Annotated in this window: 23 protein-coding genes and 1 tRNA gene; 9 read left to right on the forward strand and 15 right to left on the reverse strand. The window is 72.0% G+C overall.

What is annotated here, in order from left to right; translation table 11 throughout:
• Positions 1-67: 67 nt before the first annotated feature.
• The 3 genes from ACFTXQ_RS29115 to hutU all read right to left on the reverse strand — a co-directional run bounded on the left by ACFTXQ_RS29115 (position 68) and on the right by hutU (position 4,364).
• Complete coding sequence (locus tag ACFTXQ_RS29115) at positions 68-1,411, reverse strand: formimidoylglutamate deiminase (RefSeq protein ID WP_382646159.1); 1,344 nt, start codon at positions 1,409-1,411, stop codon at positions 68-70.
• Positions 1,402-2,592, reverse strand: a complete 1,191-nt coding sequence (locus tag ACFTXQ_RS29120; RefSeq protein WP_382646268.1) for an allantoate amidohydrolase — start codon at positions 2,590-2,592, stop codon at positions 1,402-1,404. Before ACFTXQ_RS29120 ends, ACFTXQ_RS29115 begins: the two co-directional genes overlap by 10 nt.
• Before the next feature lie 107 nt (positions 2,593-2,699).
• Positions 2,700-4,364 (reverse strand): urocanate hydratase, encoded by a 1,665-nt coding sequence (gene hutU / locus ACFTXQ_RS29125; RefSeq protein ID WP_382646162.1) that lies wholly within the window; start codon positions 4,362-4,364, stop codon positions 2,700-2,702.
• 104 nt (positions 4,365-4,468) lie between these two features.
• Here hutU and ACFTXQ_RS29130 point away from each other — a divergent pair, with 104 nt between their 5' ends.
• Complete coding sequence (locus ACFTXQ_RS29130) at positions 4,469-5,809, forward strand: diaminopimelate decarboxylase (protein ID WP_382646165.1); 1,341 nt, start codon at positions 4,469-4,471, stop codon at positions 5,807-5,809.
• 6 nt (positions 5,810-5,815) lie between these two features.
• Here ACFTXQ_RS29130 and ACFTXQ_RS29135 read toward each other — a convergent pair whose 3' ends face one another.
• Complete coding sequence (locus ACFTXQ_RS29135; RefSeq protein ID WP_382646168.1) at positions 5,816-6,376, reverse strand: TetR family transcriptional regulator; 561 nt, start codon at positions 6,374-6,376, stop codon at positions 5,816-5,818.
• A 105-nt stretch (positions 6,377-6,481) separates the two neighbouring features.
• Between ACFTXQ_RS29135 and ACFTXQ_RS29140 the strand changes: the two genes are divergently transcribed.
• Entirely contained in the window at positions 6,482-7,645 is a 1,164-nt protein-coding gene (locus ACFTXQ_RS29140; RefSeq protein ID WP_382646170.1) for an FAD-dependent oxidoreductase, read from the forward strand.
• Positions 7,646-7,669: 24 nt separating this feature from the next.
• Here the strand turns inward: ACFTXQ_RS29140 and ACFTXQ_RS29145 are convergent, their stop codons facing one another.
• The 3 genes from ACFTXQ_RS29145 to ACFTXQ_RS29155 form a co-directional block, all read right to left on the reverse strand.
• Positions 7,670-8,512 (reverse strand): MurR/RpiR family transcriptional regulator, encoded by an 843-nt coding sequence (locus ACFTXQ_RS29145; RefSeq protein ID WP_382646173.1) that lies wholly within the window; start codon positions 8,510-8,512, stop codon positions 7,670-7,672.
• A gap of 93 nt (positions 8,513-8,605) precedes the next feature.
• Complete coding sequence (locus tag ACFTXQ_RS29150; protein WP_382646175.1) at positions 8,606-9,154, reverse strand: signal peptidase I; 549 nt, start codon at positions 9,152-9,154, stop codon at positions 8,606-8,608.
• Between the two features lie 105 nt (positions 9,155-9,259).
• A complete protein-coding gene (locus ACFTXQ_RS29155) occupies positions 9,260-9,898 on the reverse strand; it encodes a TasA family protein (protein ID WP_382646177.1) in 639 nt (212 codons plus the stop codon).
• Between the two features lie 190 nt (positions 9,899-10,088).
• On the opposite strand from ACFTXQ_RS29155, the gene ACFTXQ_RS29160 reads away from it, so the two are divergent.
• Complete coding sequence (locus tag ACFTXQ_RS29160; protein ID WP_382646179.1) at positions 10,089-10,457, forward strand: hypothetical protein; 369 nt, start codon at positions 10,089-10,091, stop codon at positions 10,455-10,457.
• A gap of 425 nt (positions 10,458-10,882) precedes the next feature.
• On the opposite strand, the gene ACFTXQ_RS29165 is transcribed toward ACFTXQ_RS29160, so the two are convergent.
• Positions 10,883-12,265, reverse strand: a complete 1,383-nt coding sequence (locus ACFTXQ_RS29165) for a cystathionine beta-synthase (protein WP_382646271.1) — start codon at positions 12,263-12,265, stop codon at positions 10,883-10,885.
• Between the two features lie 139 nt (positions 12,266-12,404).
• Between ACFTXQ_RS29165 and ACFTXQ_RS29170 the strand changes: the two genes are divergently transcribed.
• The 3 genes from ACFTXQ_RS29170 to ACFTXQ_RS29180 all read left to right on the forward strand — a co-directional run bounded on the left by ACFTXQ_RS29170 (position 12,405) and on the right by ACFTXQ_RS29180 (position 16,284).
• A complete protein-coding gene (locus tag ACFTXQ_RS29170; RefSeq protein ID WP_382646182.1) occupies positions 12,405-13,460 on the forward strand; it encodes an SGNH/GDSL hydrolase family protein in 1,056 nt (351 codons plus the stop codon).
• Between the two features lie 397 nt (positions 13,461-13,857).
• A complete protein-coding gene (locus ACFTXQ_RS29175; protein WP_382646185.1) occupies positions 13,858-15,078 on the forward strand; it encodes an acetyl-CoA C-acetyltransferase in 1,221 nt (406 codons plus the stop codon).
• A gap of 399 nt (positions 15,079-15,477) precedes the next feature.
• The gene (locus ACFTXQ_RS29180; protein WP_382646274.1) at positions 15,478-16,284 is read left to right on the forward strand and encodes a hypothetical protein; all 807 of its coding nucleotides are present in this window, start codon (positions 15,478-15,480) and stop codon (positions 16,282-16,284) included.
• On the opposite strand, the gene ACFTXQ_RS29185 is transcribed toward ACFTXQ_RS29180, so the two are convergent.
• On the reverse strand, positions 16,268-16,603 hold the full coding sequence (locus tag ACFTXQ_RS29185; protein ID WP_382646187.1) for a hypothetical protein: 336 nt from the start codon (positions 16,601-16,603) through the stop codon (positions 16,268-16,270). The two genes, ACFTXQ_RS29180 and ACFTXQ_RS29185, sit on opposite strands and share 17 nt — an antisense overlap.
• A gap of 101 nt (positions 16,604-16,704) precedes the next feature.
• Here ACFTXQ_RS29185 and ACFTXQ_RS29190 point away from each other — a divergent pair, with 101 nt between their 5' ends.
• Positions 16,705-16,935, forward strand: coding sequence for a DUF4287 domain-containing protein (locus tag ACFTXQ_RS29190; RefSeq protein WP_215017512.1), 231 nt, complete (start codon positions 16,705-16,707; stop codon positions 16,933-16,935).
• A 109-nt stretch (positions 16,936-17,044) separates the two neighbouring features.
• Here the strand turns inward: ACFTXQ_RS29190 and ACFTXQ_RS29195 are convergent, their stop codons facing one another.
• Both ACFTXQ_RS29195 and ACFTXQ_RS29200 read right to left on the reverse strand, forming a co-directional pair.
• The gene (locus tag ACFTXQ_RS29195) at positions 17,045-17,896 is read right to left on the reverse strand and encodes a Bax inhibitor-1/YccA family protein (RefSeq protein WP_382646190.1); all 852 of its coding nucleotides are present in this window, start codon (positions 17,894-17,896) and stop codon (positions 17,045-17,047) included.
• A 168-nt stretch (positions 17,897-18,064) separates the two neighbouring features.
• Positions 18,065-18,146 (reverse strand) — tRNA-Leu (locus ACFTXQ_RS29200).
• A 449-nt stretch (positions 18,147-18,595) separates the two neighbouring features.
• Here ACFTXQ_RS29200 and ACFTXQ_RS29205 point away from each other — a divergent pair.
• On the forward strand, positions 18,596-19,360 hold the full coding sequence (locus ACFTXQ_RS29205; RefSeq protein ID WP_382646276.1) for an ABC transporter ATP-binding protein: 765 nt from the start codon (positions 18,596-18,598) through the stop codon (positions 19,358-19,360).
• A gap of 60 nt (positions 19,361-19,420) precedes the next feature.
• Complete coding sequence (locus ACFTXQ_RS29210) at positions 19,421-21,970, forward strand: ABC transporter permease (RefSeq protein ID WP_382646193.1); 2,550 nt, start codon at positions 19,421-19,423, stop codon at positions 21,968-21,970.
• 73 nt (positions 21,971-22,043) lie between these two features.
• Here ACFTXQ_RS29210 and ACFTXQ_RS29215 read toward each other — a convergent pair whose 3' ends face one another.
• The 4 genes from ACFTXQ_RS29215 to ACFTXQ_RS29230 form a co-directional block, all read right to left on the reverse strand.
• On the reverse strand, positions 22,044-23,429 hold the full coding sequence (locus ACFTXQ_RS29215; RefSeq protein WP_382646196.1) for a class I SAM-dependent methyltransferase: 1,386 nt from the start codon (positions 23,427-23,429) through the stop codon (positions 22,044-22,046).
• A gap of 146 nt (positions 23,430-23,575) precedes the next feature.
• Positions 23,576-24,961, reverse strand: coding sequence for an NAD(P)/FAD-dependent oxidoreductase (locus ACFTXQ_RS29220; protein WP_382646198.1), 1,386 nt, complete (start codon positions 24,959-24,961; stop codon positions 23,576-23,578).
• 389 nt (positions 24,962-25,350) lie between these two features.
• Positions 25,351-26,292: an exopolyphosphatase gene (locus ACFTXQ_RS29225; protein WP_382646200.1), complete on the reverse strand. Its 942-nt coding sequence runs from the start codon at positions 26,290-26,292 to the stop codon at positions 25,351-25,353.
• Entirely contained in the window at positions 26,289-26,837 is a 549-nt protein-coding gene (locus tag ACFTXQ_RS29230) for a DUF501 domain-containing protein (protein WP_382646203.1), read from the reverse strand. The genes ACFTXQ_RS29225 and ACFTXQ_RS29230 overlap by 4 nt, the downstream gene beginning before the upstream one ends.
• Position 26,838 lies beyond the last annotated feature (1 nt).

Below are 26,838 nucleotides of genomic sequence, written 5' to 3' on the forward strand. Positions count from 1 at the left end.
GGTCTGGGGCGGAGCCCCAGTCTCGGGAAGGGGCGGGGTGGGGGAAAGGCCCGCGCAGCGGCGGCGGTCAGGAGCGGAGGGCGGCGATGGTCTCGGACAGGGCGGACGGGACGTCCGGGACCAGGGTGTGGGCGCCGTCGCGGACCACGTGGCGGCCGCCGACCACCGTGTGGCGGACGTCCGCGGACGTGGCGGCGAAGACGGCCGTCTCCGCGCCGAGCCTCGGCAGCGGGCCGGCCGTGCGTACGGAGTCCAGGGCGATGGTCGTGAAGTCGGCGAGCGCGCCCACCGCCAAGGTGCCCGCGTCCGCCCAGCCCAGCGCCGCGTGGCCGTCGGCCGTCGCGGCCCGCAGCAGCGCCGCCGCCGTCCAGTGGCCACGCGTACGGCTCGCCAGCCGCTCGTTGAGTTCCATCGCCCGGGCCTCTTCGAGCAGGTCGATCACCGCGTGGCTGTCGCTCCCGAGGGACAGCGGGCTGCCGGCCCGCTGGAGGCGCACGGCCGGGCCGATGCCGTCCGCGAGGTCGCGTTCGGTGGTGGGGCACATGCAGGTACCGGTGGTGGTGCCGCCGAGGAGGGCGATGTCCGCATCGGTGAGGTGCGTGTTGTGCACGCCCGTGGTGCGCGGGCCCAGCACGCCGTGGTCGGCGAGGAGCTGCGTAGGGGTGCACCCGTGGGCGGCCCGGCAGGCGTCGTTCTCCGCCGTCTGCTCCGACAGGTGCACGTGCAGGGGCGCCCGGCGGTCCTGCGCCCACGCGGCGACCGCGGCCAGCTGCCCCGCCGGGACGGCCCGTACGGAATGGATCGCGGCGCCGATCAGGGCGTGCCCGCGGGGCTTCAGGGCGCTGACCCGCTCCGCCCACGCCTCGGCGGTGCCGTCGGAGAAGCGCAGCTGGTGGCGGTTGGGCGCTTCGCCGAAGCCGGCCGAGAGGTACGCCGTGTCGAGGAGCGTGATGCGGATGCCCGCCTCGGCGGCGGCCGCGATCAGGGCCTCCCCAATCGCGTTGGGGTCCGCGTACGCGGCGCCGCCGGGCGCGTGGTGGAGGTAGTGGAACTCTCCGACGGCGGTGATGCCGGCCAGCGCCATCTCCGCGTACACGGCCCGCGCGAGCGCGAAGTACGAGTCGGGGGTGAGGTTCTGGGCGACGGAGTACATGATCTCGCGCCAGGTCCAGAAGGTGCCGGAGCCCACCTGGACCGTGCCGCGCAGGGCCCGGTGGAAGGCGTGGGAGTGCGCGTTGGCCAGCCCGGGCAGCGTGAGCCCGCGCAGGACCTCCGCGCCCGGAGGCGGGGCCTCGACCCCGGTCCGGACGGCGGCGATCCGCCCGTCGGCGGACACCTCAAGGGCCACGCCCGGCTCGACGTGCGTGTCGAGCCAGGCGTGTTCCAGCCAGTACGTCGTCGTCACCGGCACGCGAGTCCTTCCAGTACGTCGGCGAGGGCGAGGACGCCGGCCACGCAGTCGTCCTCGGCGGCGAACTCCCGCGGGGAGTGGGAGACGCCGGTCGGGTTCCGTACGAACAGCATCGCGGTCGGCACGGCCGCGGAGAGGATTCCCGCGTCGTGTCCCGCGCCGGTGCCGAGGACGGGGACGGCCCCGCCCAGGATCCGGTTCAGCTCGTCGCGCAGGGCGTGCTCGAACTCGACGACCGGGGTGAAGGACTCCCGGACGATGTCCAGGTCGATCCCGTCCCGGTCGGCGTGCTCGCGGGCCGCCTTCTCGATGGCGGTGACGACCGTGTCGAGGGTGGCCTGGTCGGCGGCGCGCGAGTCGAGCCAGCCGCGCACGAGGGAGGGGATGGCGTTGACCCCGTTGGGCTCGACCGCGATCTTCCCGAAGGTGGCGACGGCCCCGGAGAGGGCCGCCTCGGTGCGTGCCGCGAGCACGGTCTGGGCGTACGTGAGCATGGGGTCGCGGCGGTCCACGAGGCGGGTGGTGCCGGCGTGGTTGGCCTCGCCGTGGAAGTCGAACCGCCAGCGGCCGTGGGGCCAGATCGCGGAGGCGATGCCGACGCGGTCCCCGGACAGGTCCAGGGCGCGGCCCTGCTCCACGTGCAGCTCGACGAACGCGCCGATGCGGCCGAGGCGTTCGGGGTCCGCCCCGATGGCCTCGGGGTCGTAGCCGGCGGCCTCCATCGCCCGGGGCAGGCTGATGCCGTCCGCGTCGCGGAGCTCGTACGCCTTCTCCTTGGTCAGCTGCCCGGCTGCGAGCCGGGAGCCGACGCAGGCGAGGCCGAAGCGGGCCCCCTCCTCGTCACCGAAGTTGGTGATGGCGAGTGGCCTGGCGAACTCCGCGCCCCTCCTGCGGAGTTCGTCCAGGGCCGCGAAGGAGGACACCACCCCGAGGGGGCCGTCGAAGGCCCCGCCGTCGGGGACGGAGTCCAGGTGCGAGCCGGTGACCACGGCGTCCCCCGCGAGGGGGTCGCCGAGCCAGGCCCACTGGTTGCCGTTGCGGTCGGTCTCGTAGGTCAGCCCGCGGGCTTCCGCCTGGGCCTGGAACCAGGTGCGGCAGTCGGCGTCGGCGCCGGTCCAGGCGTAGCGGCGGTACCCGCCGGAGTCGGCGTGGCGGCCGATGGGGGCGAGGTCCGCCCACATCGCGTGGAACGAGCTGCCGGCCATTTCAGCCTCGCCTGCGTTTGAGGCGCGGGGGTCCGGGGGCAGAGCCCCCGGCAACGGCGCCGCACCCGACGTGTCGGCCTCGCTCACGCGGAGTCACCCTCGCGCATCGGCACGCGCACGCCCCGCTCGTCGGCGACGGACTCCGCGATGTCGTAGCCCGCGTCGACGTGGCGGATGACGCCCATGCCCGGGTCGTTGGTGAGGACGCGGCGGATCTTCTCGCCCGCCAGCGCGGTGCCGTCGGCCACCGTGACCTGGCCCGCGTGGATGGAGCGGCCCATGCCGACGCCGCCGCCGTGGTGCAGGGAGACCCAGGAGGCGCCGGAGGCCACGTTGACCATGGCGTTGAGCAGCGGCCAGTCGGCGATGGCGTCGGAGCCGTCGAGCATGGCCTCGGTCTCGCGGTACGGGGAGGCCACCGAGCCACAGTCCAGGTGGTCGCGGCCGATGACGAGCGGGGCGGCGAGGGTGCCGTCGGCGACCATCTCGTTGAAGCGCTCGCCGGCCTTGTCGCGCTCGCCGTAGCCGAGCCAGCAGATGCGCGCGGGCAGGCCCTGGAAGTGGACGCGCTCGCCGGCCATCTTGATCCAGCGGTGCAGGGACTCGTTCTCCGGGAAGAGGTCGAGGATCGCCTTGTCGGTCTTGTGGATGTCCGAGGCCTCGCCGGACAGGGCGGCCCAGCGGAAGGGGCCCTTGCCCTCGCAGAACAGCGGCCGGATGTAGGCGGGGACGAAGCCGGGGAAGGCGAAGGCGCGGTCGTAGCCGGCCAGCTGGGCCTCGCCGCGGATGGAGTTGCCGTAGTCGAAGACCTCGGCGCCGGCGTCCATGAAGCCGACCATCGCCTCGACGTGCTTGGCCATCGACTCGCGGGCGCGGGTGGTGAACCCGGCCGGGTCCTTGGCGGCGTAGGAGGCCATGTCGTCGAAGTCGACGCCGACGGGGAGGTAGGCGAGCGGGTCGTGGGCCGAGGTCTGGTCGGTCACGATGTCGATCGGCGCGCCCTCGGCCAGCATCTGCGGGAGCAGCTCGGCGGCGTTGCCGAGCAGGCCGATGGAGAGGGGCCTGCGGGCGTCGCGGGCCTCGACGGCCAGCTGGAGGGCGTGCCGCAGGTTGTCGGCCTTGACGTCGAGGTAGCGGTGCTCGATGCGGCGCTCGATGGCGCGCGGGTCGACGTCGATGCAGATCGCGACGCCGTCGTTCATCGTCACCGCGAGCGGCTGGGCGCCGCCCATGCCGCCGAGGCCGGCGGTGAGGGTGATCGTGCCCGCGAGGGTGCCGTTGAACTTCTTCGCGGCGACGGCCGCGAAGGTCTCGTAGGTGCCCTGGAGGATGCCCTGCGTGCCGATGTAGATCCACGAACCGGCCGTCATCTGCCCGTACATGGTCAGGCCGAGCTGCTCCAGACGACGGAACTCCTCCCAGTTGGCCCAGTCGCCCACCAGGTTGGAGTTGGCGAGCAGGACGCGCGGCGCCCACTCGTGGGTCTGCATCACGCCGACCGGGCGGCCGGACTGGACGAGCATCGTCTCGTCCTGCTTGAGGGTCTGCAGGGTGCGGACCATCGCGTCGTACGAGCGCCAGTCGCGGGCGGCCTTGCCGGTGCCGCCGTAGACGACGAGCTTGTCGGGGTGCTCGGCGACCTCGGGGTCGAGGTTGTTCTGGAGCATCCGCAGCGCGGCCTCCTGCTGCCATCCCAGGGCGCTGAGCTCGGTGCCTCGCGCGGCACGTACGGGGCGGGGTCCTGACATGGCGGTGCCTCCTCCGATGTTGGCTAATCCATTCACATCCTGGCCGTCTGAATAGATTCAGTCAACAGCTGCGGGCGGACCCGCCGGATGATTGGCTGAGGGCCATGGCTGCCCAGACGCACACGGAAGGCGCCGCCGAGCGCCGCGACCTGGCCGTACGGGCCGCGGTCGAGCAGGGCCTGCTGGACACCGAGCCCGTCGTCTGCCTGCTGGACACGGCCGGCATCCGGGCCTCCGCCGCCGCCCTGACCAGCGCGTTCGCGGCCGCCCTGCCGCCCGGCACCCCCGTCCTGCACGCCTTCGCCGTCAAGGCCGCCCCGCTCGTCCCGGTCCTGCGGCTGCTCGCCGACGCGGGGCTCGGCTGCGAGGTGGCCAGCCCCGGCGAGCTGGCGCTGGCCCGGGCGGCCGGCCTGCCCGCCGGGCGGACGGTCCTGGACTCCCCCGCCAAGACGGCCGCCGAGCTGCGCGAGGCCCTGGCCCTGGGCATCGCCGTCAACGCCGACAACGGGCAGGAGCTGGAGCGCCTCGACGCCCTCGTCGCCTCCGCCCCCACCGCGTCGCCGCTCGGGGTGCGGATCAACCCGCAGACCGGCGCGGGCACCATCGGCGCCCTGTCCACCGCCACGGCCACGTCGAAGTTCGGCGTGCCGCTACGGGATCCGGGTGCGCGCGAGTGGCTCGTACGGGCCTACCTGGACCGGCCGTGGCTGACCCGGCTGCACACCCACTCGGGCTCGCAGGGCGTGCCGCTGCCGCTGATCGCGGAGGGCGTACGGGAACTGCACGCGCTGGCCGAGGAGATCAACGCGGCGGCCGGGCGCCGCCAGGTCGACACCCTCGACATCGGCGGCGGCCTGCCCGTGAACTTCACTTCGGACGAGCAGACCCCGACGTACGCGGAGTACGTCCGCGCCCTGCGCGAGGCGGTGCCCGCCCTCTTCGACGGCTCGTACGGCCTGGTCACCGAGTTCGGCCGGTCCCTGCTGGCCAAGCACGGGCTGGTCCTCGCCCGGGTCGAGTACACCAAGTCCACCGGGGGCCGCCCCATCGCCGTCACCCACGCGGGGGTCCAGCTGGCCACCCGGACCGTCTACGCCCCGGCGGCCTGGCCGGTGCGGATCCTCCCGTACGACGCGAAGGGCAACCCGCGCACGGGCCCCCCGGTCCCCCAGGACATCGCGGGCCCGGCCTGCTTCGCGGGCGACCTCCTGGCCACGGCACGGCCCCTCCCCCTCCTCGCCCCCGGCGACGTGATCGCCGTCCCGGACACGGGCGCGTACTTCTTCACGGCCCACTACGGCTACAACAGCCTCCCCCGCCCGGCGGTCCACGGCTTCACGGTGTCGCGGGCCGGCGGAGTCCGCTTCGCCCTGGCCCGCCCGGCGCAGCCGCTGCCGGCGATCGTCGCGGAGGCGGGCGGCGCACTGCCCGACGCGCTGCTCTAGCGTCCCTCAGCGGGCCGACACGGTGGCCGCCAGGGCCGGGGCCAGGCCCGCGACGAGTTCGTCCGGGGTCAGCGAGATCACCCCGGGCAGGCGGAGCAGGTAGCGGGTCAGGGCCACACCCAGCAGCTGGGACGCGACCGGGCCCGCCACCCGCGCGGCGCGCTCGGGTCCGAGGGCCGCCGCCAGGGCCGGGGCGACCTGGGTCGCGAAGACCTCTCGCATGCGCGCCGCCGCCCGTTCGTTCGTCACCGCCGACCGGAGCAGCACCAGCAGCGCGTCATCCGCCGGGTCCCCCTCCCACCGCTCCACGAAGTGCCGTACGAGCGCCGCCGGCAGGTCCTGCGCCGGGACCGCGGCCAGGTCCGGCAGTCGCAGGTCGACCGCCAGGGCCGCGTCGAAGAGCTGCTCCTTGCTGCCGAAGTACCGCATGACCATCGACGGGTCGATCTCCGCCTCCGCCGCCACGGCGCGGATCGTCGTGCGCTCGTAGCCCTGCGCGGCGAAGCGCTCCCGCGCCACCCGCAGGATCGTCGCCTTGGTCTGGTCGGAAGAGCGTCGCACCGTCATGCCAACAAACGTAGGCCAACAACCGTTGACATACCAGCGCGCCGGGCGCATCGTTATGTCAACAGCCGTTGGCCAACAAGCGTTGGCTACCCGGAGGAGGCCCGCATGCACAGCACCGCCGCACTCCCGCTCCCCGCCCGCACCGACGTCGCGATCGTCGGCGCCGGCCCCACCGGGCTGGCCCTCGCCGTCACCCTGGCGCAGGCCGGCGTCGACTTCGTGCTCCTCGACCGGCAGGCCGAAGGCGCCAACACCTCCCGCGCCGCCGTCGTCCACGCCCGCACCCTGGAGGTCCTCGACGAGCTCGACCCCTCCGGCGGGCTCTCCGCCGAGCTCGTCGGCCGCGGCATCCCCGTCTCCCGGTTCCGGATCCGCGACGGCGCCCGGCCCCTCGCCACCGTCCCCTTCGACGGCCTGCGCACCGCCCACCCGTACGCGCTGATGGTCCCCCAGTACGAGACCGAGGCCGTCCTCCTCGCCCGCCTGCGCTCCCTGGGCCACGACGTCCACCGCCCCCACGAGGTCACCGCCGTCACCCAGGACGCGGACGGGGTCACCCTCACCACCGCCACCGGCGAAACCCTGCGCGCCGCCCACGCCGTCGGCGCCGACGGCATGCACAGCTCCGTCCGCGAGGCCGCCGGCATCGGCTTCAGCGGAAGCGCGTACGCGGAGTCCTTCGTGCTCGCCGACGTCGTCATGGACTGGGCCCCGGGCGCCGCCGAGGTCTCGCTCGCCTTCGGCCGGGCCGGCCTCACCGTGGTCGCCCCGCTCCCCGGTGGGCACTACCGGATCGTGGCCACCGTCGACGAGGCCCCCGCGGAGCCGGACCTCGCCTTCGTCCGGGACCTGCTGGACGCGCGCGTTCCCGGCCAGGCCGAGGTCACCGCGCTCGCCTGGTCCTCACGCTTCCGGATCCACCACCGCGTCGCCGACCGCTACCGCGCCGGACGGCTGCTGCTCGCCGGGGACGCCGCGCACGTGCACAGCCCGGCCGGCGGTCAGGGCATGAACACCGGGATCCAGGACGGCTACGCCCTCGGCCGCGCCCTGGCCGCCGGCGACCCCGCCGCGCTCGACGGCTACCAGGCCCGCCGCCGCCCCGTCGCCCTGCGCGTGGTGGCCCTCACCCACCGGATGACCCGGATCGCGACCAGCCGGAACCGGGCGCTGCGCTCCGTACGCAACACCCTGCTCCCCCTCGTCGCCCGCGTTCCGGCGCTGCGTGACCGCCTCGCCACCGAGCTGGCGGAGCTCACCTACCGGTGAGGCCGGTGAGGCCGGTGGGGCCCCTCACTCCACGAACAGTCCGCGCGCCGCCGCCCGCGTGTCGAAGGCCTCCAGGCGGGCCTGGGCGTCCGGCAGGGCGTCCGCCATGGCCTCCAGCAGGACCCGGCCCAGCAGCATCGGCGCGCACGCCGTGTCGAAGGCCAGGCCGGTGCCGACGGGCGCCGGGATCAGCAGGTCCGAGTGGCGGGCCACCGGGGCGAAGGCCGAGTCGGCGACCGTGACCACGGTCAGGCCGGCCCGCCGGGCGCGTTCCAGGGTGTCCACGACCTCCCGGGGGTGCCGGGGCAGAGCAAAGCAGAGCAGGGCAGTTGCCCCCTCGTAGAGGGCCGCGTCGATGCGGTCCTCCATCATCGAGCCGCCCTCGTCGAGGAGCCGTACGTCCGGGTGCACCTTGGCGGCGAAGTACGCGAACCCGCGCGCCTGCGAGGACGCCGCCCGCAGCCCGAGCACGGGCAGCGGGGTCGAGGCGGCGAGCAGCCGGCCCGCCTCCTGGACCGGCGAGGGGTCGGCGAGCATGGCGGCGAGCTGCCGCAGGTTCTCGATCTCCCCCTGCACGGCCTGCTGGTATTCGTTGTACGAGTCCTCGTGCGCGGCCTCGGCCCGCTCGGCGGGGGCCACCTCGCGCAGGTGCCGGCGCAGCGCCGGGTACCCGTCGAACCCCAGCGCCACCGCGAACCGCGTCACCGACGGCTGGCTCACCCCCGCCAGCTCCGCGAGCTCCACGCTCGACAGGAACGGCACGTCCGCCGCTCCGCGCACCATGCAGTGCGCGATCCGCCGCTGGGTGGGCGTCAGCCGGTGCCCCTCGAACAGCTTCTGCAGCCGCGCGGCCGGGCTGTCGCTCATGCCGTCCCCTCCGTCCCGGTGAGATATTCAGTCACGGAGCACTCTGCATGCGGTTATGCAGCTCGGCAAGCCGCGCCCGGGATGCGGATACCGCTAAGCGCGCCGCCTACGTGCCGCCACGACCCGGCGGACGGCGTACCAGAGCAGCACCACGCCCACCGCGAGGGCCAGCAGAGGCAGCAGGCCGATCGACCTCAGCAGCACGATCCAGCCGCCCAGGTGCGGGACCTCGTGCACCACCTTGGCGAACTCGCCTCCGCTCAGGTCGATCGTCCAGGGGTCCGGGCTGTCGTTCGCATCGCCCCGAGTGGTCATCGAGGCCTCGCCGCCGGGCATGCGCTGGAGGTCGTCGATGCGGTGGACGACCGGGAGTCCCCCGGGCCGCGTCCACGGCTCGGGGGGTGAGAACGCGATGACGTCGCCGGGGTTCATGTCCCGCGCGAGCACCGGCTCGGTGATGATGAGCGCCCCCTTCCGGATCTCCGGCTCCATGGACGACGTCAGGATCGGAACGTACCGGTATTGCTCGACGTAATAGGCCCACGCACTTCCGCCGACGGACAGCACCATGGCGACACAGGCAACCCACCACAGCAGTCCCGATATGCTCCGCCGGATCCGGTTTCTTTTCCCGTTCGGCATGGATTCCCCGACCGAATTCTCCAATTCAGGCTCCTCGTCGTCCCTCGCACGAAAAAGCCGCGGCCGACCACCCCGTTCACGGGAGCGGTCGGCCGCGGTGAAACACTAGTCCTCCGGGATGTCCGGGGTTTCACTCGGAGGCGTCGGCATGGACTGGCCGATGAACCGGAGGCTGAGCCCCGACACCTGCATGCCGGCCTGCTTCTCCGAGGCCCGCTTGGACATGACGGCCTTGACGGTGATGTTGCCCGTGCTCTTCTTGTCGGCCTTCAGCGTGTCCAGGCCGATCATGTGCAGGTTGAGTCCCTCGGAGACGAGGTCGGCCATCGACTTCGTGACGGTCTTCCCGTCCTTCTCGTTGGTGAACTCGAGATCGATCACCTCGGCGAGGGCCTTGTCGTAGCTCCCGGTCGGGAACGAGGCCTTCAGGTCCATCCTGGCGATGTCGACGTTGCCGTCGTTGGAGAGTTCGACCTTCTCCGCCCCGGTCTGGTCGCCGGGCTTCATGTCCTTGTAGGACAGACCCTTGAGCGCGATGCGCTTCTGGCCGTTGGCCAGAAGATTGACCTTCTCCGTCTTGGCGGACGAGAACGGGCCGGAGGTGACCCAGGCGTCCGAGGTCAGAGTCGCGTAGCCGCCGATGGCGGCCAGGCTGAAGCCGACGAGGGCGGCGCCCGCCACGACGAGCTTCTTCTTGCGGTTCCGCTCAGCGCGGTTCTGCGCCGAGTGCGCAACCTTCTCCATGAAAGAAATCCCTTTCCTTTTCGAATGACGTGCGCGAACGCCACCGGCGCCATGCACTTAGGGAATCCTTATCGAGTGGCCGCGCGGGCAGTAGATCCATACGTCCTGAAGATCCTTTAAGGACCGGCCGGCCGCGGATACGGGGGCTAGCCCCAGTGCCGGGGCCTCCGGCGGTTCCTACGGTGGGGGGATGGACGCCCACAGCCGAGAGCTGAAGAAGGAACTCGACGCCACGCTGGACGCCCGGCGGGAGCTGGGTCCGGAGTACGAGGCCGCGCTGGTGGACTCGTTCGTCGAGAAGGTCGACACGCAGGTCCGGCGGCGGCTGGCGGAGGAACGGCTCCTGCACGCGCGTGGGGGCGGCCGCCCCGATGGCGTTGAGGGGAACTTCGGCGAACGGTTCGGCTTCGCCATCATCACGCTGGTGCTGGCCATCCCGCTCTCGGCGATTGCTGCTGCGCAGGCGCATCTGGCGGGTCTGCTGGTCGCCTGGGGCGGGATCGTGGGCGTGAACTTCATCCATGGCGCCAAGCGGTTGCGGCGGCTGCCAACCGAGTAGGGGCGGGTGCCGCGCCGTTGCGGGGGCTCTGCCCCCGAGCCTCAAACGCCGGCGGGGCTGGATGTGCCCGGCCCTGAAAGGGAGTCGGGCGGGGACCGCCGCACCCCGGTTGCCCGGGGGCGGGACGACGGCGGTCCCCGCGGAGGACACGGGCCGGGTCAGGGCCGTCCGCGTCCGAGGCGTTCACGCTGTCCGGGAGCCGCTCCGGAGGTGCGTGGTCGCCGTTCCGTGGCGTCGGCGGGTTTCCCTGCCGACAACCACCACTGTGCCGGAGCCGTGTTAAGCCGGTGCTGCCGTCACGTGTCGGGCCCGTACCGTTTGCGCGACGAGCGGGCCGTCGTCGGGGCGGCCGGGGCCGGGGGCCGCGCCCCCGGAACCCCGCCCGGCGAGCCGCTGGGGGCACCTCCCAGCGGTAGCTCGGGGAACTACTTGGCCGACTTCGCCAGGAACGCCAGCAGGTCCTGACGGCTCACCACACCCGTCGGCTTGCCCTCGACCAGGACGATCGCCGCGTCGGCCTCGCCGAGCACCGACATCAGCTCGGACACCGGCTCACCGGAGCCGACCTGCGGGAGCGGCGCGCTCATGTGCTTCTCCAGCGGGTCGCTCAGCGACGCCTGCTTCGCGAACAGCGCCGACAGCAGCTCCTTCTCCACCACGGAGCCGATGACCTCGGCGGCCATCACGTCCGGGTGGCCGGCGCCCGGCTTGACGATCGGCATCTGCGAGACGCCGTACTCGCGCAGGACCTCGATGGCCTCGCCCACCGTCTCCTCGGGGTGCATGTGGACGAGGGACGGCATGCCGCCGTCCTTGTCGTTCATCACGTCGCCGATGCGCGCGGAGGGCCCGGCCTCCTCGAGGAAGCCGTGTCCGGCCATCCACTCGTCGCTGAAGATCTTGCTGAGGTAGCCGCGGCCGCTGTCCGGGAGCAGGACGACGACCACGTCGTCCGGGCCCAGGCCCTCGGCCGCCTTCAGCGCGGCGACGACCGCCATGCCGCAGGAGCCGCCGACGAGGAGGCCCTCCTCCTTGGCGAGGCGGCGGGTCATCTGGAAGGAGTCCTTGTCGGACACCGCGATGATCTCGTCGGTCACGTTCGGGTCGTAGGCGGTCGGCCAGAAGTCCTCGCCGACGCCCTCGACGAGGTACGGGCGGCCCGTGCCGCCGGAGTACACCGAGCCCTCGGGGTCGGCGCCGATGACCTTGACCTTCCCGCCGCTGACCTCCTTGAGGTAGTTGCCGGTGCCGGAGATCGTGCCGCCCGTGCCGACGCCGGCGACGAAGTGGGTGATCTTCCCGTCCGTCTGCTCCCACAGCTCGGGGCCGGTGGTCTCGTAGTGCGAACGGGGGTTGTTCGGGTTGCTGTACTGGTCGGGCTTCCAGGCGCCGGGCTCGCGCGCGAGGCGGTCGGACACGTTGTAGTACGAGTCCGGGTGCTCGGGGTCGACGGCGGTCGGGCAGACCACGACCTCCGCGCCGTACGCGCGCATCACGTTGATCTTGTCCATCGACACCTTGTCAGGGCAGACGAAGATGCACTTGTAGCCCTTCTGCTGGGCCACGATGGCGAGTCCTACACCCGTGTTGCCGCTGGTCGGCTCCACGATGGTGCCACCGGGCTTGAGGGCACCGCTCTGCTCGGCGGCCTCGATCATCCGGAGAGCGATCCGGTCCTTCACGGATCCGCCGGGGTTGAAGTACTCGACCTTCGCAAGGACGGTGGCCTGCAGGCCTTCGGTCACACGGTTGAGCTTCACCAGCGGGGTATTGCCGACGAGGCTGATCATCGAGTCGTGGAATTGCACCATGTTCTCCAAGGAGGGGTCTCCACGGGTTCTCCGGGAGCACGGCCAGAGTAAGCGGAAAGGGATTGGCCGACCGGCCGTACGGGGCAGGTAGGTCAACAAGGACCGAGGACCGGGGACCGAGGAGGTGGCCTGCAGGGTGTCCAGGGCGAGAACGGCCCGCCGGATCGCGGCGGGGGCAGCGTACGGCGGGGGCGGGCTCGGACTGGCCGGGGTCGCCGCGGTGGGGCTGGTGCTGGCGGAGGTGCAGTTCGCGAAGCGGACGGTGGGGAGCGGGCTGCCGGATCCGCCGCGGGCGGACGGGCTGTACGGGAGCGAGTTCAACGGGCCGGAGCTGAGCCCGGGGCCGCTGCGGCTGGGCATGCTGGGCGACTCCACGGCCGCCGGGCTGGGCGTACGGCGGGCCCGGCAGACGCCGGCGGCCCTGCTGGCCTCGGGGCTGGCGGCGGTGGCCGAGCGGCCGGTGGAACTGCGGAACGTGGCCCTGTCGGGGGCGATGTCCGACGACCTGGACCGGCAGGTGGGGCTGCTGCTCGACGGGGCCGCCGGGGAGGGCGCGCGGGTCCCGGACGTGTGCGTGATCATGATCGGCGCGAACGACGTGACCCGGCGGATGCCGCCGACGCAGTCGGTGCGGCTGCTGACCGCGGCCGTACGGAGGCTGCGGCTGGCGGGCTCCGAGGTGGTGGTCGGGACCTGCCCGGACCTGGGCACGATCGAGCCGGTGTACCAGCCGCTGCGATGGCTGGCCCGGCGGGTCTCGCGGCAGCTGGCCGCCGCGCAGACCATAGGGGTGGTCGCGCTGGGGGCCCGTACGGTCTCGATGGGGGACCTGCTGGGCCCCGAGTTCGCGGCGAACCCGCGCGAGATGTTCGGGCCGGACTCCTACCACCCCTCGGCGGAGGGGTACGCGACGGCGGCGATGGCGGTCCTGCCGACCCTGTGCGCGGCGCTGGGGCTGTGGCCGGAGTCGGACCGGCTGGACGTGTCGCGGGACGAGGACATGCTGCCGGTGGCCAAGGCCGCGTCGGCTGCCGCCGGGCAGGCGGGCACGGAGGTCACCGCGGTGCGGGGCCCCTGGGTCCTCCTGAAGCACCGCCGCCGCCGGCGCCTCCCGGCCGAGGACGTGGCTTCCCCGGCCGACCCCGCCCCGGGCACGGACGCCCCGCCGGCCGGCGTCTCCGGCCCGGCCTAACCGCTGCGCGGAGCCGCTGGGTGCCCCTGCCGCTGCGCGGAGCGGTCCCCTACCCGCCCTTCCACCGTTCCCCGGGGCTCCGCCCCGGACCCCGCTCCTCAAACGCCGGAGGGGCTGAAATTACCCTGCGGGCAATCCAGCCGCGCCAAATCCAGCCCCGCCGGCGTTTGAGGCGCGGGGGTACGGGGGCGGAGCCCCCGCAGCGGCGCCGCAGGGGCGCGTCGAGCCGCGCCGGCGTTTGAGGCGCGGGGGGTGGGGCAGGGCCCCAGCAGCGGTTCCGCACCCCCGCACACCCCGCGGGAGCGACCGGCATCACACCCCCCGCCCGGTGACCTCGACCGTACGGGGCGGTAACTTCGCATGCGGTCCCGCAACGACGCACCCCCTTGGAGCCCCGATGCCCGAAGCCGTCATCGTTTCCACCGCCCGCTCGCCCATCGGGCGTGCCTTCAAGGGGTCCCTCAAGGACGTCCGCCCCGACGACCTGACCGCCACGGTCATCCAGGCCGCCCTCGCCAAGATCCCCGAGCTGGACCCTCGCGAGATCGACGACCTGATGCTCGGCTGCGGCCTCCCCGGCGGCGAGCAGGGGCACAACCTCGGCCGTATCGTCGCCGTGCAGATGGGCATGGACCACCTGCCGGGCTGCACGATCACCCGTTACTGTTCCTCCTCGCTCCAGACCTCCCGCATGGCCCTGCACGCCATCAAGGCCGGCGAGGGCGACGTCTTCATCTCCGCGGGCGTCGAGACGGTGTCCCGTTCCGTCAAGGGCTCCTCCGACGGTCTGCCGGACACCCACAACCCGCTCTTCTCGGACGCGGAGGCCCGTACCGCCGCCCGCGCCACCCAGGAGGGGACGGACTGGCACGACCCGCGCGAGGACGGCCTGATCCCCGACGCGTACATCGCGATGGGCCAGACCGCCGAGAACCTGGCCCGCCTCAAGGGCGTGACCCGCCAGGACATGGACGAGTTCGGCGTCCGCTCGCAGAACCTCGCCGAGGCCGCGATCAAGAACGGCTTCTGGGAGCGGGAGATCACCCCGATCACCACCCCCGACGGCACGGTCGTCTCCGCCGACGACGGCCCGCGCGCCGGGGTCACCCTGGAGGGCGTCCAGGGCCTGAAGCCCGTCTTCCGCCCCGACGGCCTGATCACGGCCGGCAACTGCTGCCCGCTCAACGACGGCGCCGCCGCGCTGGTCATCATGAGCGACACCAAGGCCCGGGAGCTGGGGCTGACCCCGCTGGCCCGGATCGTCTCCACCGGCGTCACCGGCCTCTCCCCCGAGATCATGGGCCTGGGCCCCGTCGAGGCCTCCAAGCAGGCCCTGAAGCGGGCCGGCCTGACCGTCGGCGACATAGACCTCTTCGAGATCAACGAGGCCTTCGCCGCCCAGGTCATCCCGTCGTACCGGGACCTGGAGATCCCCCTCGACAAGCTGAACGTCAACGGCGGGGCCATCGCCGTCGGTCACCCGTTCGGGATGACCGGTGCGCGCATCACCGGCACTCTGATCAACAGCCTGCAGTTCCACGACAAGCAGTTCGGTCTGGAGACCATGTGCGTGGGCGGCGGCCAGGGCATGGCCATGGTCATCGAGCGGCTGAGCTGAGCCGTAGCGGAGGGTAGGGGTCGTCCCGAGGAACGAGGGTCGGCACCTGCCCGCAGCGGTGGCGAGGCTCAGCGCGACCACGAGAGAAGCGCGGCTGAGCTAGGCACCCTCCCAGACGCCGCAAGGGATCCGGTCCCGATCCGGCCGGATCCCGGGCGGCGTACTGACGCCGAATCTAACCGCGTCGCGGCCGACCTGTGACCGAATCTCCCCCAGGATGTGACCTATCTCCTGGGGGTCCGGCATATATGCAGGTCAGCGGGTATGCGGACCGGTCGTCCGGGACGAAAGCCCTGTCCATTTCATGACGTAATGCACTGCACGCCATTCCCAGGTCGGGACACTCTGATGTAGGAAGTCGGGGGATCGAATCACCTCAGGAGTTAGTCAGTGAGCGCCATGTCTCTTGCCCTGCTGCTGACCACAGCCGCCGCCACGGCCGTGGGCGCTGCTGCGCTGCACGCCGTCCACGGCCTGCGCAAGCAGGTCACGGCCCTGCGCAGCGAGCTCGCGGTGCCGGTCCACCCCCGCGGTACGACCGTTCCGCACGCCCGCAGTGCCGTGGAGTCCCCCGCCGCGGAGATACGAGCCGCCGTGGCCGAGGCGCTCGCCGAGGAGCGCGAGCGCGAGCTGGCCGAGGCGCGCGCCTTCTGGGCCGCGCAGGAGGCCCGTGACGCCGCGGACGCCCCCTCGCTGCTGGGCGGCCTGCCCGGCCTCGGCGAGGACAGCCCCGTCTTCCTGCCCCGGCAGGCCGACATGGTGGGTCTGGAGCCCGTCCTGGGCGACGAGGCGGCCGACGAGTACCCGGAGGATTCGGCCGAGCTGGCCGCGGCCCGCCGGCGCCACCCCTCGCACCCCGACTTCGTGCCGGTCCAGGCCTCGGCCCCCGGCGCCGACCACGAGCGCACCGTCAGCCGCCTGGAGGAGCTCGCGGAGGCCCGTACGGCCCTCGCGGACGTCCGCCCCGGCCCGCTCGGCACGCTCGACGTGTACGTCTTCACCGACGGCACCACGCTGTGCATGACCCCCGGCCACCGGGAGACCGCGGAGCGCCTCGCCGAGGCCCTGCGCTCGGGCACCGCGCCGGTCCTGCTGGGCGGCTCCGGCATCTCCGGCGCCTACGCGCTGACCTTCTCCTGCGGTGACGCCGAGGACCCCGACAGCAACGTCTACATCCTCGCGGACCGCGTCATCGCATCGCTCTGACTTCCGCCTGCTCGACCAGTCGCACGGCCTCGTCCAGCATCTCGGACGGGGCCGTCGCCGTGTCCTCGGCCCGTACGGCGCGCAGCGCCTCGGCGAGGTCCAGGCCCGCCACGGCGACCTGGTCGCCGACCACGAAGAGCCCCGCGTCCGCCATCTCCCGTACGGCGACGCCCTCCAGGCGCTGGGCCCGGGCGGAGAGCTCGCGGGCGAGCTCCAGCGCCGCTGCGGCGGCCCCCTGCTGGAGGCGGCTCTGCGGCGCGGCCCGTAGCCGGTCGGCGAAACGTTCCACAACGGCGGTCAGGGGCGAAGTATCCAGCACCCGGCCGACCTTACGCGCCGCCCGGGCACCATTGCCAACGGGCGAACTCTCCGGCACGCTCGCGTGAAGAGAACAGCACGGCGATACCTCCGGAGGCGCCCATGTCCGTAGAGTTCTCCGAGCAGACGCACCGCAACATGATCGACAGAATCCCCGAAACCACCGGTCGTGAGGTCTCCGACTGGCTGCGCGCCGTCGACGACGGCCCCTCCCTCGTCCGGTTCGAGGAGAAGGTCAGCTGGCTGCGCGGCGCGCACGAGCTGTCGTACGGCCAGGCCAAGGCGATCATCCACGAGTACGACCTGCGCAGAGCCGCCCGCCGGTTCGGCTGAACCCTCCCCCGACGACTTCATCCCCCTGGACGCGGGAAGGCCCCGCGAGCGGTGTGCTCGCGGGGCCTTCCCCATGCCGTGGACAGCCGCGGGGCGGCTGCCGGTCCTGCTAGTCGTCGCCCGAGAGGATCTGGAAGATGCGCAGCATCTCCAGGTAGATCCACACCAGGGTCAGGGTGAGGCCGAAGGCCGCCAGCCAGGACTCCTCGCGGGGGGCGCCGTAGGCGATGCCGTCCTCGACCTGCTTGAAGTCCATGGCGAGGAAGCAGGCGCCGAGGATGACGCCGATGGCACCGAACAGCAGGCCGAGGCCGCCGCTGCGGAAGCCGAGGCCGTCACCGCCGCCGAAGAGGGCGAACAGCGAGTTCGCGACCATGAGCAGGATGAAGCCCATGGCGGCCGCCATGACGAAGCCGGTGAAGCGCCGGTTGACGCGGATCCAGCCCATCTTGTAGGCGAGGAGCACGGCGGCGAAGACGCACATCGTGCCCATCACGGCCTGGATGACGACACCGGCACCCAGGTAGGTGCTGGTCGCGGCGCTGATGACTCCGAGGAAGACACCCTCGAGCGCGGCGTAGCCCAGGATCAGGGCCGGGACCGGCTTGCGCTTGAAGGACTGGATCATCGCCAGGACGAACGCGACCAGGGCCGCGCCGATGCCGATGCCGTACGACTTGTTCAGGTTGGCCGGGTCGACCGGCAGCAGGACCCAGGAGAGGGTCGCCGTGACGATGAGCGTGCCGAGCGTCATGGCCGTACGGCTCACGACATCGTCCATGGTCATCGCGTTGGTGCGCGCCGGCGCCTGCGGCATGCCCGTGGCCGCGTCGACGGCGTACGGGTTCGTCGCGTACGGGTTGGTCCCGGCCTGCTGGTGCTGCTGCGCGCCAAAGCCCGCGTAGCCACCGTTGTCGCGGCTGAACCCCCGTCGCGAGAAGACCGGGTTACTGCTCCTCATCTCACTCCTCCGTGGCCACCGAGCGCGGCCTTGCAACAAGAGTAATGCGCTCGCAAAGAAAGCACCCTACTGCTGGAGGAGGATCTTAGGAAGGCATGGCGGGGCGCCGACGAAGGAGAAGGTGAAGACGCCTCGGATGAGGACGGGGGTCTCGCGGGACCTACGGAGTGCCCGGAGCCGGACTTGAACCGGCACGGCCCGAAGGCCAGCGAGGTTTAAGCTCGCCGTGTCTACATTCCACCATCCGGGCAGGGCGTGGCGGACCCCCGTAGAAAAGCAAGAACGCTGCGCCGAGCCTATCCGGAATACCCTCGCCGCCACCGGGCCGATTTCCCGATGTTGTCTGATTTTATTGGCGCTTGAGGGGCAGTCAGGCGCAGAACACACGGTCGGCCCGCTCCCGGGGACGATCACGTCCGTTACGGGAATGACGGGATTTCGATGGCCCGCGCCACCCGGCGCGCCACCCCACGCCACCCCCGGCCCGCCCGCCGCGCCGCGCCGCGCGCCTCCGTCCCGGTCGGGGTTCCCGTCATACCAGAGGAGGACACGCGTGCGCCGGTGGTCAGCCTTCAGTGGGCCGGAGAACGGGCACGTCGGCTGATTCGGAGCGGGGGTGGGCGCCGCGAGGATGGACAGGTCTTGCCGTTCATCACACCGCAGTCCCCAGCCGTGACAGGAGCCCCTCCCGTGACCACCATGAACTACGCCCCGCACACCGCCCAGGCCGTGGCCGCCCGCGCCACCGGCCTCTCCAAGGTGTACGGCCAGGGCGAGACCCAGGTGGTCGCCCTCGACAACGTCTCCGTGGACTTCGCCCAGGGCCAGTTCACCGCGATCATGGGCCCCTCGGGCTCCGGCAAGTCGACCCTGATGCACTGCGTGGCCGGCCTGGACACCTTCTCCGCCGGCTCGGTCCGCATCGGCGACACCGAGCTGGGCTCCCTGAAGGACAAGCAGCTCACCCAGCTGCGCCGGGACAAGATCGGCTTCATCTTCCAGGCCTTCAACCTGCTGCCGACCCTGACGGCCCTGGAAAACATCACCCTCCCGATGGACATCGCCGGCCGCAAGCCCGACAAGCAGTGGCTGGACACGGTGATCGGCATGGTCGGCCTCTCCGAGCGCCTCTCCCACCGCCCCACCCAGCTCTCCGGCGGCCAGCAGCAGCGCGTGGCCGTGGCCCGCGCCCTGGCCTCCCGCCCGGAGATCATCTTCGGCGACGAGCCCACCGGAAACCTCGACTCCCGCTCCGGCGCCGAGGTCCTCGGCTTCCTGCGCAACTCGGTGCGCGAGCTGGGCCAGACCGTCGTGATGGTCACCCACGACCCGGCCGCCGCCTCCTACGCGGACCGCGTCATCTTCCTCGCCGACGGCGCGATCGTCGACGAGATGCTCAGCCCGACCGCGGACGGCGTGCTGGACCGCATGAAGGCGTTCGACGCCAAGGGCCGCACCAGCTGATCCGGGGCCCGCCCCGCACCCTCCTCCAGACTTCCAGCCAGCCCCAGGACAGATACCCCCATGTTCCGTACCGCCCTGCGCAACGTCCTCGCGCACAAGGCCAGGCTGCTGATGACGGTGCTCGCCGTCGTCCTCGGCGTCGCGTTCGTCTCCGGCACCCTCGTCTTCACCGACACCCTCAGCAAGGCCCTGTCCAGCCAGTCCGCCAAGAGCTACGAGGGCGTCGCCGTCTCCGTGACCTCGTACGGCCAGGGCCGCAACGACGACGGCCAGAAGGAGGGCGAGCCGGGCATCAGCCGGCAGACCCTCGACAAGGTCAAGGCGCTGGCCGGCGTGGACTCCGTCTCCGGCCGCGTCTCCGGCTTCGCGGGCGTCGGTGACGACAAGGGCGAGCTGATCGGCTCCGGCTGGTCCAACAAGGGCGCCAACTACGCCCCCGTCAAGGACGGCAAGGACCCGCGCTACACCTTCACCGAGGGCAGCGGCCCGGCCAAGGCCGACCAGATCGCGCTCGACAAGGCGACCGCCGTCACCGGCAGGTACAAGGTCGGCGACAAGGTCCGCGTCGCCACCAACGGCCCGGTGAAGGAGTACACCCTCTCCGGCGTCTTCACCACCGAGGACGGCGCGGTCAGCGCGGGCGGCAGCCTGGTCCTCTTCGACACCGCCGTCGCCCAGGAGCTGTACCTCAAGCCCGGCTACTACGAGGAGCTCTCCGTCGCCGCCAAGGCCGGCACCTCCGCCGACCGGCTGCTCGCCGAGATCAAGCCGCTGCTCGACTCCAGGAACACCAAGGCTCAGACCGGTGCCGAGCTCGCCCGGGAACAGGCCAAGGACGTGGAGAAGGGGATGAGCAGCATGAACCAGATGCTCCTCGCCTTCGCGGGCATCGCGCTCTTCGTCGGCATCTTCCTGATCTACAACACCTTCACCATGCTGGTCACCCAGCGCACCAGGGAACTGGCCCTGCTGCGCGCCGTCGGCGCCAACCGCGGCCAGGTCATGCGCTCGGTGCTCGCCGAAGCCCTCCTCGTCGGCGTCGTCTCCGCGGCGGTCGGCCTGCTCAGCGGCGTGGGCCTCGCGATCGGCATGCGCTCCGCGATCGAGGCCTTCGGCGCCAAGCTGCCGGCCGGCGACCTCGTGATCGCCCCGGGCACCGTCATCGCGGCCCTGGTCATCGGCATCCTCGTCACCACCCTCGCCGCCCTGCTGCCGGCCTGGCGCACCGGCCGGATCTCCCCGGTCGCCGCCATGGGCAGCGCGCACCTGCCGGCCACTGCCAAGTCCCTGGTGGTCCGCAACATCCTCGGTTCGGTCATCAGCCTCATCGGCATCGGCGTGGTCATGCTCGGCGTCTCCATGGGCGGCGACGGCCGCATGGTCATCGGCGCCGGCGCGTTCTTCATGCTCATCGGCCTGATCGTGATCCTGCCGATGCTGTCCAAGCCGGTCATCGCCGCGGTCCGCCCCGCCCTGCAGAAGGTCTTCGGCGTCCCCGGCAAGCTGGCCGCCCAGAACGCGGTGCGCAACCCGCGCCGCACCGCCGTCACCGCCGCCTCCCTGGCGATCGGCCTGACCCTGGTCACCTCCCTGTCGGTGCTCGGCATCACGATGGGCAAGGCCGTCGACCGGATGAGCACCGACAAGCTCAAGGCCGACTACAAGGTCTCCATGGCCGCCGACGGCATGCCCCTGGACAAGTCGGTCGCCGAGACCCTCGCCAAGGACCCCGCCGTCAAGGCGGTCTCCGAGCAGGCCGCCGGCTTCCTGAAGATCGGCGACAGCTTCCGCTCCGCCTCGGGCGTCAACCCGGCCGGCATCGGCAAGCTGCTGAACATCGAGACGGTCAGCGGCTCGGTGGACTCCCTCGGCAAGGGCGAGGTCCTCGTCGCCGAGAAGACCGCCAAGGAGAAGAACCTCACCGTCGGCTCCGCGCTCCAGGTCCAGTACGACGACGGCCAGAAGGCCACGCTCAAGGTGGGCGGTGTCTTCAAGGACCTCGAGGGCCTGCTGTCCCCCTACGTCCTCGACAACAGGATCCTCGCCGCGCACAGCGACGACCAGTACATCCGCGAGGTCTACGTCAACACCGCCGGCGGCGCCTCCAAGGCGAACCAGCAGGCCGTCGTCGACGCCCTCGGCAAGAACCCGGCGATGAAGGTCGCCACGCAGCAGGACATGCGCAACGAGATGGGCGGCATGATCAACCTGATGCTGAACATCATGTACGGCCTGCTCGGCATGGCGCTGATCATCTCGGTGCTCGGCGTGGTCAACACCCTGGCGATGTCCGTCTTCGAGCGGACCCAGGAGATCGGCATGCTGCGGGCGATCGGCCTCGACCGGAGCCGGGTCAAGAACATGATCCGCCTGGAGGCCGTGGTGATCTCGCTGTTCGGCGCGGTCCTCGGTGTCGCCATCGGCGTCTTCCTCGCCTGGGCGATCGGCACCACCCTCGCCAAGGCGGTCCCGAACTACGCGCTGGTCCTGCCGTGGGACCGGATCGGCATCTTCCTGCTGCTCGCGGGCGTGGTGGGCGTGCTGGCCGCCATGTGGCCCGCCCGCAGCGCCGCCCGGCTGAACATGCTGACCGCCATCAAGACCGAGTAGCGGCGGCGCGGTTCACGGACACGGAAGGGCCCCGGGGCGCACGCCCCGGGGCCCTTCCCGCTGCCGTACGGGGTCACGTGCCCCAGGTGCGCGTCCGCAGCGGCAGCCCCGAGGCCCCGCCGTCGGCCGGCCGGACCGCCAGCACCTGGTTGACGCCGAGGCGGCCGTGCTCGAAGCCGAGCGCGGAGGCGGCCATGTAGAGCAGCCAGACGCGCGCCCGCCCGGGCGAGGTGAGGCGTACGGCCTCCTCCCAGTGGGCCTCCAGGCGTGCCACCCAGGCCCGCAGGGTCAGGGCGTAGTGCTCGCGCAGCGCCTCCACGTCGCGGACCTCGAAGCCGGCCCGCTCCAGCTCGCCGACGGTGGTGCCGAGCGGGGAGAGCTCCCCGTCGGGGAAGACGTAGGCGTCGATGAACTCGTCGATCCGGTACGCCTCTTCGTCGGGCTCCGGGGGCCGGGCGATCTGGTGGTTGAGCAGCCGGCCGCCGGGGCTCAGCAGCGCGTGGAGGGTGCGGGCGTATTCGCGGTAGCGCTCGGCGCCGACGTGTTCGGCCATGCCGATCGAGGAAATCGCCCCGTACGGCCCGTCCTTGACGTCCCGGTAGTCCTGGACCCGGATCTCGATCCGGTCGGCCAGGCCCTCCTCCGCGACGCGCTTGCGGGCGTAGGCGGCCTGCTCGCGCGAGAGCGTGATGCCGGTGACCTGGACCCCGTACTCGCGGGCCGCGTGCAGGGCCATGGAGCCCCAGCCGCAGCCGACGTCGAGGAGCCGGGTGCCGGGCGTGAGGGCGAGCTTGCGGCACACCAGGTCGAGCTTGTCCCGCTGGGCCTGCTCCAGGGTGGTGCCGGGGCTCCAGTAGGCGCAGGAGTACACCATGGAGGGGCCGAGGACGTGCTCGTAGAACTCGTTGCCGACGTCGTAGTGGTGGCTGACGGCCTGCCGGTCGCGGTTCTTGCTGTGCTGGGGTCCGCCGCGGCGGGCCGCCTCCTCGGGCGGCGGCGCGGGCGCGGGCCACGGCCTGGCCAGCGCGATCAGCTCGCGTACGGCGGCCCGTCCCCGCGGATCGCGCAGCAGGGCGACGGTCCCGGTGTCGCCGGCGGACCGGTCGGGCAGGCGGGGGCGCAGCCGGGCCAGGCCCGTCGCGAGGATCTTGGCCGGCGGGAGCGGGGAGTCGGCCGCCGCGGCCGGGGCGGGCCGCTCCCAGAAGAGTCCCGCGACCCGGTCCAGCAGCTCGAACAGGTCGCCCTCGACGGTCAGGTCGCCGGCGACCCAGGCGCGGGCCAGGCCGAGCTCGCCCGGCCTCCACAGGACGCGGCGCAGCGCGCGCCGGTGTTTCAGCACCAGCGTGGGGCCGGTGGGCGGGCCCGCCTCGGTGCCGTCCCAGGCCCGTATGCGGACGGGCAGGGGGGCGCCCAGCAGGGTCTCGGCGAGTGCGGCCAGCCGCGGCGCGGCGTCGGTCATCGTAGGCACCTCCGATAAGTTCCGACGGAACGACCTACCCACTCCCGGCCCGCGGCATGCCGAAGGGGCCGCCCGCACCACGGATGGCGGGCGGCCCCTTCGGGGACGTGCTCGTACTGCTCAGGGTCCTGTCGGCTCGCGCCGGGTCAGGAGGCCTTGGCCTTCTGGGCCGGTGCCGCGGCGGCGGCCGGAGCCGGGGCCGGCTTGGCGGCCTCGTAGAACTCCTCGCGCGGGGTCTCCAGAGCACCCAGCGAGACGACCTCGCGCTTGAGGAACATGCCGAGGGTCCAGTCGGCGAAGACGCGGATCTTGCGGTTCCAGGTCGGCATGGCCATGCCGTGGTAGCCACGGTGCATGTACCAGGCGAGCCGGCCCTTGAGCTTGATCTTCATCTTGCCCATGACGATCATCGCGACGCCCTTGTGGAGGCCGAGGCCTGCCACCGCACCCTTGTTGGAGTGCGAGTACGGGTGCTGCGGGAAGCCCCGCATGCCGGAGATGACGTTGTCGCCGAGGACCTTGGCCTGGCGCAGCGCGTGCTGGGCGTTCGGCGGGCACCAGGCGTTCTCGACGCCGGCCTTGCGGGCGGCGATGTCGGGAACCTGGGCGTTGTCGCCGGCGGTCCAGATGTAGTCCGTGCCCTTGACCTGGAGGGTGGGCTCGGCGTCGACGTGGCCGCGCGGGCCCAGCGGCAGGCCGTAGCGGGACAGCACCGGGTTGGGCTTGACGCCCGCGGTCCACACGATGGTGTTGGAGTCGACCTCGAGGCCGTTCTTCAGCACCACGTGGCCGTCCACGCAGGAGTCCATCGACGTGTTGAGGTAGATCTCGATGCCGCGGGACTCGAGGTGCTCCTTGCCCCAGGTGCCGAGCTTGGGCCCGACCTCGGGAAGGATCTTGTCGGCCGCGTCGACCAGGATGAAGCGCATGTCCTCGCGCTTGATCGTGGCGTAGTACTTCGCGGCGTCGCGGGCCATGTCCTCGACCTCGCCGATCGTCTCGGCGCCGGCGAAGCCGCCGCCGACGAAGACGAAGGTGAGGGCCTTGCGGCGGACGTCCTCGTCCGTCGTGGACTCGGCCTTGTCGAGCTGCTCGAGGACGTGGTTGCGCAGGCCGATGCCCTCTTCGACGCCCTTCATGCCGATGCCCTGTTCGGCGAGGCCGGGGATCGGGAAGGTGCGGGAGACGGCGCCGAGCGCGATCACCAGGTAGTCGAAGGGCAGCTCGTACGCCTCGCCGACGAGCGGCGTGACGACGGCGACCTTGCGGTCCTGGTCGATGCTGGTGACCCGGCCGGTGAGAACCTCAGCCTTGGGCAGCACGCGTCGCAGCGGGACGACGACGTGCCGAGGCGAGATGCTGCCTGCGGCCACTTCGGGGAGGAAGGGCTGGTAGGTCATGTACGACCGGGGGTCGACGACCGTGACGGTCGCCTCGCCGTAGCGCATCTTCTTCATGATCCGCTTGGCCGCGTACAGGCCTACGTACCCACCTCCTACAACGAGGATCCTGGGACGCTCCGTGGTGCTCATGGAACGAGTATCCAGCACCCAAAGGGGTGCCGCTCGTGAGCCCCTTCACAAGCAGTCGGAGACCCTCTGCTACACTGCGCGGCCCACGTGACGGAGGTCATGGTGCGCAACGGGAACCACGGTGTAACGGGAGTCGTTGTGCACCCGTCCTGAACTGGCCCGTAAGCCCTCAACCGGACTGGACCACCGGGTCTTGTCCATACGTCTGATGCGGAACCGGTTGCGTCCGCTATTCGTACGAACGCCTTGGAAAAGAGGCCTGAGGGCCTCGCGAGACCCCCAAAAGGCCCTCCGCGCGCGCCATCAGGCCACTTTCCTTTGTGAAGAACTTCACGAACTTCTTGTGGATCACGGGACCAAAGTCCCCCGCAGACCCCTCCGAGGGCCCTTCAGGCAGCGGACCAGGCGATGCCGTCCAGGATGTCGTGCTCCGAGACGACGACCTCGGACGCGCCGATGCGTTCCATGATCGCCAGGAGGACCAGGGCGCCGGCGCCGATCACGTCCACCCGGCCCGGGTGCATCACGGGGATCGCCGCGCGCTCGGCGTGGGGGGCCGTCAGCATCCGCTCGCTGATCTCGCGGACCTGGTCGTAGGAGATCCGGGAGTGGTGGATCGCCGACCAGTCGTACTCCGCAAGACCGAGGGCGATGGCGGCGACCGTGGTCACCGAGCCGGCCAGGCCCACCAGGGTGCGGGCCTCGCCGAGCGGGACCGTCTCGGCGGCCAGGTCCAGCGCCGCCTCGATGTCGGCCCGCATGGCGGCGATCTGCGCCTCGGTCGGCGGGTCGGTGACGGCCCCGTCGACGACGAGGTGGCGCTCGGTCATCCGGACGCAGCCCACGTCGACCGAGCGGGCGGCGCGCACGTGGTCCTCGCCGACCACGAACTCCGTCGAGCCGCCGCCGATGTCCACCACCAGGAACGGCCGCTCCAGGTGCTCGTGCGTCACGAGTTCCTTGGTGGCGCCGGTGAAGGAGAACTCGGCCTCCTGGTCGCCGGAGATCACCTCGGGCTCGACGCCCAGGATGTCCATGACCCCCTGGACGAACTCGTCCCGGTTCTCGGCGTCCCGGGAGGCGGAGGTGGCCACGAAGCGGATCCGCTCCGCGCCGAACTCCTTGATGACCGCCGCGTACTCGCGGCAGGCGGCGAAGGTGCGCTCCAGGGCCTCGGGGGCGAGGCGGCCGGTCTTGTCCACGCCCTGGCCGAGGCGGACGATGATCATCCGTCGGTCCAGCTCGACCAGCTCGCCCGTGGCCGGGTCGCAGTCCGCGACCAGCAGGCGGATGGAGTTCGTACCGCAGTCGATGCCCGCGACCCTCGTCATGCGTCCGACTCCTTCTTCTCCGCCTTCTCCGCGCACGGGGTGACGCAGGCGCCCTTGGCCCACCACTCCGGCAGCATCGCCAGGGCCTCGTCGCCGAACGGGTTCACGCCCGGGCCCGCGGCCAGGGAGTGACCGACCAGCACGTGCAGGCACTTCACCCGGTCCGGCATCCCGCCGGCGCTCGGGAAGCCCTGGAGCACCTCGATGGCGTCGCGGCGCTGGATGTAGTCCTCGTGCGCCTTCCGGTACGCGGCGGCCAGCTCCGGGTCCTCGGCGAGGCGGGCCTGCATCTCCTTCATCACGCCGTTGGCCTCCAGCGTGCCGATCGCGGAGGCCGCGCGCGGGCACGTCAGGTAGTACAGCGTCGGGAAGGGGGTGCCGTCGGGGAGCCGGGGGGCGGTCTCCACCACGTCCGGCTGGCCGCAGGGGCAGCGGTGGGCGATGGCGCGCAGGCCGCGCGGCGGGCGGCCGAGCTGCTGCTCGAACGCCTCGATGTCCGCGTCGGTCGGCTCGGTCCGGTCGGTCTGGGGCGGGGGCGTCTGCATG

Source organism: Streptomyces sp. NPDC057010, from assembly GCF_042673805.1.
In the GTDB taxonomy this organism is placed as follows: Bacteria; Actinomycetota; Actinomycetes; order Streptomycetales; family Streptomycetaceae; genus Streptomyces.